Source organism: Flavisolibacter nicotianae (assembly GCF_003628535.1).
Lineage (GTDB): Bacteria > Bacteroidota > Bacteroidia > Chitinophagales > Chitinophagaceae > Flavisolibacter > Flavisolibacter nicotianae.
The window spans coordinates 113,490-121,306 of record NZ_RBCI01000015.1 but is presented as its reverse complement, the minus strand read 5'-3'; the positions used below and the strand labels follow the sequence as shown (position 1 = coordinate 121,306).

Sequence of the window (7,817 nt, the reverse complement as noted above, 5' to 3'; positions counted from 1 at the left end):
CCATTCCGAACAGAGAAGTTAAGCCCCTCATGGCCGATGGTACTGCACCACAATGCGGGAGAGTAGGTAACTGCCATATTTATTAAAAAAAAGCCTTTCAGAAATGAAAGGCTTTTTTTATGCCAACTCAAAAAAATGCAAAGTACTCTGTTACACTCCGTTTATTCTTGTTAATGAGTTAGAATCGAAAGCGTAATGAATATAAAGCGTAATGAATATATTATAACGCATTTGTATGCCCATCATTGTTTGCCAGTTTGCATGTAACACAAAACTTTCCCCCAGTAAATATTTTTTGAAGTATATAGGTATTAGTCCACTTATTATTCCGCTTCAGATCTATTGGCTACAACACGCCGTTCTGAGATTTATTCGATACAAGATCTGCGCAAACACGTTTATACCTGTTAAAAGTTCAGCCTTCTGAAAATGTACATGTTTACTTCGTTAGACGATAAACAGGGTATGTCATATGTGCCGGCTCGTAGTATGAAGAATTTTGGAAGACAAAATTTAATTGCGCCGAACCATTTTTTCTAAACGTACTGTCAGCAGCAAGGCGATCTGCCATTTTTTGTTTCAGATCCGGGTGTGTTTTCAAATAACCAGCTGCAGTTTCTTCAAACACGTAATCAGAATAGCCTTCCTTTTGGCCCAGGATCGGATCAAAGAAATTCCAGGCGAAATAACTGTCCTCTGCTTGAGGCTCCAATGTTTCAATAAGGAAACGAATGCCTGGCTGGTTCAGCGAAATATAGTAATCGCCTTTGCGTAAGGCGACTTTTTTTGTTGTTTTCGCGACCTGCACATTACTATTCACGTGATGTCCTTCATAAGGCCTTGCTCCGGATTTATAGTCTTCGATCCGGTAGGCTTCCACGTCAAGTATGGTGTCTTTTTCGAGACGTTGCATTTGAACGCCGTTGGCCTGTAGTCGCTCGATGACTTTCCACCACCCTTGGGGAATTAGGTAGGCTTTCGGTTTTGTTACCGAAAAGGTATCGATATAGGTGTTGAAAAAAGGAATTTGCTTTTCATACGGTTTGGTACGGTCATAGTATAACCTGTCTATGCCTGAAACCTCGCTTTTTTTCATTCCGGATTCAAAGCCTTTGAACGTGATTGTGGTTGATTTTGTCCTGTCCCATTTCCAGGCAAGCGGAAATGTCGTTTGCTGCTGTTGGTTTCGTTGGGTTGCTTCCCGCAATGACGTAATTTCTTTTCCATGCAGCTCCGTGAATTCAATAAAGCTTTCCATTAACGCTTTCGTTGCTTCCACCCGTTGCTTATATGGCTTTAACATGTGTGTTTCCGGCACAAAAGAAAACGTGTTCCAGAGCGTGCCATAGCCGCTTCCATAGCGGGGGCTGTCCCAGAATTCCGGCCAGCCTTTGTCTGGTGTTTCACCAAAATGGTTTACATACGGCACGAGATCAAATCCTTTTTTCTTCATCAATGGATAAAGGCCGGGTTCAAAAGTTCTGCTCATAAATTCGCCCATCACGCCTCCTAGCTTATTATGCTGCGAAACCAGTAATGTCATGACGTGCTGGTAATCGGCGCCGTTGCTAACGTGATTGTCGACAAAAACGTCGGGATCCAGGTAATGAAAGATGCGGGCAAACGAAACGGCATTCTTCGAATCCATCTTGATAAAATCCCTGTTCAGGTCCAGGTTTTGGGCATTTCCGCGAAACCCTTTTTCTACGGGTCCGTTCTGGTCGATCCGGTAGTTGGCGCTGCGGTTGAGTGCCCCACCGATATTGTAAACCGGAATAAATGCCAGCACGATGTTGGATGGCAAGCTGTATTTGCCCTGAACGATATCTCTCACCAGCAACATCGATGCGTCGATGCCATCGGGTTCGCCGGGATGGATACCGTTGTTGATGAAAATGATATTCTTCTTTTGTTGTTTGATCGCCTTGATGTCAAAGGTTCTTGCCGTTGACACAAGAATCAGGTGCAGGGGAAAGCCGGCATCGGTCGGTCCCATTTCCATCATTTTCACCTGGGGATAGGCAGCATCAAGCGCTTTCCACCAGCGGATGATGGCAGGATACGTTGGCGATTCGGTACCGCCGGATTGCTCAAACTGTGTACGGAAATTCTGGCTGGTCGCGGAAAGAGTATAAAAGAGAAAAAGAGGAAGGAGAACATTTCGCATCAGCGAATTTACACGAACTTGCTATTGCTGCAGAGGCAGGGTAAAATGGCTTACAGGAAAGGTTGCAGGCTTACGGCAATAAAAAAGCATCCCGGTTGCGCAGGATGCTTTACGTATCGTTCACGCGAAAGCTTATTTGGCCAGTGTATTCACTCTTCTTGCCAGCTTGCTTTTCAGGTTCGCTGCTTTGTTTTTGTGAATGACGCCACGCTTCGCTAATTTATCAATCATGGAAGCTACTTCAGGCAGTTGCTCACCGGCAGCCGCAGCATCAGTTACCGCTCTCAGATCGCGGATGGCATTACGGGTAGTTTTGCCATAATAACGGTTGCGTTCGCGGCGCTTAGCAGATTGACGTACATCTTTTTTTGTTGCCTTATGATTAGCCATGTTCTTTTTGAATTTCGGACGGCAAATGTAGGGGAAACATTCGATATTCGGGAGCTTGAAGTCGAAATTTTTTGTTAAGCAAAACGCACCCTGTAAAAGCTGCCTGCCCACTGGCGCAGGATTTCTGCTTTTGCGCTGCAAACTTATCAACGCTTCGGCGGTATATTTGCCATCCCAACGAAATTTCTCCACTCATGAAGGATTTTAGTTTCATTACGCATTCCCATCCATCCTACATCGAAAGTCTTTACCAGGATTTTGTGAAAAACCCGGAAAGCATTGACCCGGAGTTCCGTCGCTTTTTCGAAGGTTTCGATTTTGCTGTTAGCAGCGGCCAGGCTCCTAACGGACAAGCTGTTGCCGTGGCTGCGCAGCCCGTTGCCGGGACAGCCCCGGATGGCGCTCAGTTGGCGAAAGAATTTTCCGTTTACAGCCTGATCCAGGCCTACCGCGATAAAGGCCACCTGGTGGCCACTACCAACCCCATTCGAAAACGAAAGGACAGGGGCGCTAACCTTGACCTGAAATATTTCGGCCTGACCGATGCTGACCTGTCACGCAGTTTCGTGGCCGGCCAGTTCATTGGCCTGCCCAATGCCACCTTGCAACAGATATTGGACAAATTGCAGGCGATTTACACCCGCCATGTGGGGATCGAGTACGCCTATGTACTGCGGGAAGACCGACTGGCATGGCTGCAAAATGAGGTGGAGAACAAATTGGGTGAGCCCGTTCCGCTGCAAACACAAAAGCGGATCCTGGAAAAACTAAATCAAGGCGTCATCTTCGAGAAGTTTCTTCATACAAAATACATCGGGCAGAAGCGTTTTTCTCTCGAAGGCGGCGAAACGGCAATTGCAGCGCTGGACAGCATCATCAATACCGGCGCCGAAAGCGGTGTGAAAGAAGTTGTCATTGGCATGGCGCACCGCGGCCGATTGAATGTGCTGGCAAATATCCTGGGGAAAACTTACGAGCAGATCTTCAGCGAATTTGAAGGAACCGCTATTCCTGATCAGACGATGGGAAGCGGCGACGTGAAATACCACCTCGGCTTCGCCTCCGAAATAGAAACACCGACCGGCAAAAAGCTTCACATGAAGCTGACGCCAAATCCTTCACACCTGGAGGCTGTCAATCCCGTGGTTCTGGGCTATTCACGGGCGAAGGCTGATTGCCTTTACGAATCGGAATTCGATGCCGTACTGCCCATTTTGATCCACGGTGATGCATCGGTTGCGGGGCAGGGTATCGTATACGAGGTGATCCAGATGAGTGATCTGGATGGCTTTTATACCGGCGGCACCATTCACTTTGTCATCAATAACCAGATTGGTTTTACCACGGACTTTGATGATGCACGAAGTTCTTACTACAGCACGTCTGTCGCGGCCACCGTTCAGGCACCCGTGTTGCATGTGAATGGCGATGACCCGGAAGCCGTGGTCAAGTGCGTTGAAATCGCCACCCGCTACCGCCAGCAATTCAATGCTGATATTTTTGTCGACATGGTGTGCTACCGCCGCCATGGTCACAACGAGGGTGACGATCCCAAGTTTACACAACCCCAGCTTTACTCGCTGATTGAAAAGCACGCCAACCCGCGGGAAACCTATGTGCAATACCTGTTGCAGAATGGCGAAGCCGATGCACAGCAACTCGCGAAGGACATGGAGAAGAAATTCTGGAGCGATTTGCAGGAACGGCTCGATGAAGTAAAGCAAAACCCCCTTCCCTATAATTACCAGCAACCCGAATTGTGGTGGAAAAGCCTGCGCCGGGCGGCGGAAGGAGACTTTGACCAGTCGCCGATCACAGCCATCAGTGAAGACGCGTTTCAGAAACTGTTTACAGGACTGATGCGCTATCCGGAAGGCTTTAAGCCGCTGCGCAAAGTGGACAAGCTTCTGCAGGATAAACTCAAATTATTCGAAACAGACCAAAAGGTAGACTGGGCAACCGGTGAATTACTGGGCTACAGCAGTCTTCTTGTCGAAAACAAGGATATCCGGATGAGCGGGCAGGATGTGAAGCGGGGAACCTTTTCCCATCGGCACGCGGTGATCTATGACGAAACAAACAACCAGGAATACAACCGGTTGAATCATTTCCAGGAAGGCCAGGGCCAACTGCGAATCTACAATTCGCTACTGAGCGAATATGCCGTTTTGGGTTTTGAATACGGTTATGCTCTCGCCAATCCCAACAACCTTGTGATCTGGGAAGCGCAGTTTGGCGATTTTGCCAACGGTGCACAGATCATCATCGACCAGTTCATTGCCTCTGCCGAACAAAAATGGCAGCGCATGGACGGCGTGGTCATGTTGTTGCCGCACGGATATGAGGGGCAGGGTCCCGAACACAGCAGCGCACGACTGGAGCGCTTCCTGCAGCTTTGTGCAGAATTAAACATGGTGGTGACAAACATTACCACGGCCGCGAATTTTTTCCATGTGATGCGTCGCCAGCTTACCTGGCCGTTCCGCAAACCGCTGGTCAACTTCTCGCCCAAAGCCAATCTCCGTTTGCCTGCTACCTATTCGCATGTCAGCGAATTTACCGGCAGCAGCCGCTTTAAAGAAGTGATTGACGATGCCTTTGTGAAGGAGGCCGGTGACGTGAAAAAAGTCTTGTTCTGCAGCGGCAAAGTGTATTACGACCTTGCCGACCGGCAGCAAAAAGACAACCGGACAGACGTCGCCATCGTTCGCGTGGAGCAACTCTATCCTTTGCCCTACAAGCAACTGGAAGCTTTACACAAAAAATACAGCAAGGCCACCTGGTTCTGGGTACAGGAAGAACCGCTGAACATGGGTGCTGCCAGCTTTATGCAGATGAACCTGAAAAGTATCAACTACGGTATCATCAGCCGGCAGCCCAGTGCGGCCACGGCAAGCGGTTATTCCAAGGTGCATGCACAGGAACAGGCCGAGATCGTGGAAACAGCATTTACCATTTGATGCAACAACAGAAATAGACAGGAGAGGCCGCAACAACTGCCTCTCCTTTTTCCTTATCCCTTGTAATAACCTATTTTATCCGAAATTTGCTCCACTTCAAACGATAGCAATGATTGAAATTAAAGTCCCGACTGTAGGCGAATCTATTAACGAAGTCACATTGGTGAAATGGCTGAAGGCTGATGGTGATTATGTAGAGCGTGATGAAGTAATTGCCGAACTGGAAAGTGAAAAAGCCACTTTTGAACTCAATGCGGAACAGGCAGGCGTTTTGAAAACGGTTGGCAAGGAAGGCGACACCCTGAATATTGGCGATACCGTGGCGCAGATTGATGAAACAGCCGCCAAACCGGAAGGCGCGGCTGCTCCTGCCGCTGCTCCCAAAGCGGAAAGCAAGCCCGAACCGGCGAAGCAGGAAGCGCAACCGGCAGCCCAGGCTGCAGCGCCGTCGGCCCAACCCCAAGCTGATGTAAAAGCAACTCCCGTTGCTTCTGCAATCATTGCAGATAAAAAAGTCGATCCGAAAAATATCCAGCCGAGTGGCTATAACGGGAAGATCCTGAAAGAAGACGTGCTGCATGCGCTGGAGCATCCCGGCCGCAAGCCCGGTGTTGAACTGTTCAACCGCACGGAAGGCCGCGAAAAGATGAGCAATCTCCGGAAGACGGTTAGCCGTCGCCTGGTAGAAGCCAAAAACACCACGGCTATGCTCACGACCTTCAACGAAGTAGACATGAGTCGCATCATGGCCATCCGGGCCGCCAACAAAGACAAGTTCAAAGAGAAGCACGCCGTGAACCTTGGCTTTATGTCCTTCTTTACCAAAGCCGTTTGTTATGCACTGGCCGAATGGCCGGCCGTGAATGCCTATATCGACGGCGACTCGATCGTTTATCACAACTATTGCGATATCTCCATTGCCGTATCTGCACCCAAAGGACTGGTGGTGCCCGTTATCCGAAACGCCGAAAGCCTGAGCATGGCCGAAATAGAGAAGAAAGTGGTCGAGCTGGCCACAAAGGCACGGGAAAACAAACTGGCCCTTGAAGAAATGCAGGGCGGAACTTTCACCATTACCAACGGAGGCGTGTTTGGCTCGCTTCTGAGTACGCCGATCATCAATATCCCGCAATCGGCAATCCTGGGTATGCACAAAATCCAGGAGCGTCCGGTAGTGGTAGACGGGCAGGTGGTGGTACGGCCCATGATGTATGTGGCCCTGAGTTACGACCACCGCATCATCGACGGACGGGAGTCGGTGTCCTTCCTGGTGCGGGTAAAAGAACTTCTCGAAAACCCTGAGCTGTTGCTGATCGGCAAAGACCCGGTAAAAACATTGCTGGAAATATAACATTCCACCGCAGCGTTACGTTAACACAGAATTGTGTAGAAACGTATCTTATTGCTAATAATACTCGTTCAATGAAAAATCTGCTGATCGCATTTCCGGTTGTAGCCCTTTTACTGACAGCCTGCACCAAAGAACCAAGCCTTGAAAACGGCAACGGCACGCCTGCATCAGGTGGCGGCGCTGCAAAACTGGTCCAAATGGGTGTCCGTGCCGGAACTGATTCCACAACAACCAATTTCGTTTACAGCGGCGCTGTTCTTTCAGAGATCACCGATGACGGAACGGTCAACGGACAGTCATTCGATTTGCAGTCGAAGATCAAACGCAATTCGGCCAATCTTATCACCTCGCTAACTACGATTTCAAGCATCTTTCCGCAAATCGGTTTGGATGACAGCCTGGTGATGAATTTTGTCATCGACAATGCAAAGTCCCAATACATTTATGGTGTCAGTCACTACAGCTTTATGGGACAGCCCGTTGCCGACAGCATTGTGTACAGTTACGACGCATCGGGCAAGCTGGTTACGATGATCACGTATTTTGACGATGGCACGGGTTATAGTCCCGATACCAAAGAAGAGTATACCTACAACGGCAGCAACCTGGCCACTATCAAGTCCTACACGGATGTTGGCGCCGGCTTTACCCTCGACGCCACCACCACGTATGAATTTGACACGAAGGTCAACCCGATGCAGTTTGCAGCCGATGCGCCGGTGTTGGGAATGGGTGATTTTTATTCGGCCAACAACGCCACGAAAAAGACCGTTGTTGCCACGTCACCGGCGGCGACCACGATCACATCGGTGGCGTATACCTACAACAGCAATAACCAACCGGCGACCGGTGTGAATACCTCGGGAAGTTCAACATCGACCGTTACGTATCACTATCAATAACGAAAACGTTTTTCACAAGAGCGATTGCACCTGCAATCGCTTTTTTG

At 49.1% G+C, this 7,817-nt stretch carries 5 protein-coding genes and 1 rRNA gene; 4 read left to right on the top strand and 2 right to left on the bottom strand.

The annotated features are described in order from the left end of the window. Positions 1 to 79, top strand: a 5S ribosomal RNA gene (gene rrf / locus D6024_RS27725); the annotation flags it as partial. Positions 80 to 439: 360 nt separating this feature from the next. On the opposite strand, the gene D6024_RS24200 is transcribed toward rrf, so the two are convergent. Both D6024_RS24200 and rpsT read right to left on the bottom strand, forming a co-directional pair. Further along, on the bottom strand, positions 440 to 2,167 hold the full coding sequence (locus D6024_RS24200) for a M14 family metallopeptidase (protein WP_121357395.1): 1,728 nt from the start codon (positions 2,165 to 2,167) through the stop codon (positions 440 to 442). A gap of 132 nt (positions 2,168 to 2,299) precedes the next feature. Next, positions 2,300 to 2,557 carry a 30S ribosomal protein S20 gene (gene rpsT / locus D6024_RS24195; RefSeq protein WP_121357406.1) on the bottom strand — a complete coding sequence of 86 codons (258 nt, stop codon included), beginning with the start codon at positions 2,555 to 2,557 and terminating at the stop codon, positions 2,300 to 2,302. A 194-nt stretch (positions 2,558 to 2,751) separates the two neighbouring features. Between rpsT and D6024_RS24190 the strand changes: the two genes are divergently transcribed. From D6024_RS24190 to D6024_RS24180, 3 genes are all read left to right on the top strand, one after another. Further along, positions 2,752 to 5,517 (top strand): 2-oxoglutarate dehydrogenase E1 component, encoded by a 2,766-nt coding sequence (locus D6024_RS24190; RefSeq protein WP_121357394.1) that lies wholly within the window; start codon positions 2,752 to 2,754, stop codon positions 5,515 to 5,517. Positions 5,518 to 5,626: 109 nt separating this feature from the next. Then, entirely contained in the window at positions 5,627 to 6,868 is a 1,242-nt protein-coding gene (gene odhB, locus D6024_RS24185; RefSeq protein WP_121357393.1) for a 2-oxoglutarate dehydrogenase complex dihydrolipoyllysine-residue succinyltransferase, read from the top strand. 71 nt (positions 6,869 to 6,939) lie between these two features. After that, positions 6,940 to 7,770 (top strand): hypothetical protein, encoded by an 831-nt coding sequence (locus D6024_RS24180; protein WP_121357392.1) that lies wholly within the window; start codon positions 6,940 to 6,942, stop codon positions 7,768 to 7,770. The last annotated feature ends 47 nt before the right edge of the window (positions 7,771 to 7,817 follow it).